This window comes from Rubrivivax sp. JA1026 (genome assembly GCF_011065555.1).
In the GTDB taxonomy this organism is placed as follows: domain Bacteria; phylum Pseudomonadota; class Gammaproteobacteria; order Burkholderiales; family Burkholderiaceae_C; genus Rubrivivax; species Rubrivivax benzoatilyticus.
In genome coordinates, this window is the sequence record NZ_JAALCQ010000027.1 from 1 (window position 1) to 355 (window position 355).

Consider the following 355-nt stretch of genomic DNA (forward strand, 5'->3'; position numbering starts at 1 on the left):
CGCGCTGGAGGAACTCAAGGTCATGGGCGCCAAGTACGGCTTCGACCTGGGACGGCCGGCGCAGAACGCGCGTGAAGCGGTGCAGTGGACGTATCTGGCCTACCTGGCTGCGGTGAAGGAGCAGAACGGCGCCGCGATGTCGCTGGGCCGCGTCTCCAGCTTCCTGGACATCTACATCCAGCGCGACCTCGACGCCGGCCTCATCGACGAAGCCCGCGCCCAGGAGTTCATCGACGACCTCGTCGTCAAGCTGCGCATCGTGCGTTTCCTGCGCACCCCCGAATACGACCAGCTGTTCTCCGGCGACCCGACCTGGGTGACCGAAGCCATCGGCGGCGTCGGCGAAGACGGCCGT

At 67.0% G+C, this 355-nt stretch carries 1 protein-coding gene; it reads left to right on the forward strand.

All coding sequences use genetic code 11. The features are described 5' to 3' along the window. Positions 1–355: pyruvate formate lyase family protein (locus G5B56_RS19765; RefSeq protein ID WP_310733815.1), on the forward strand; the 355-nt coding region annotated here is incomplete at both ends.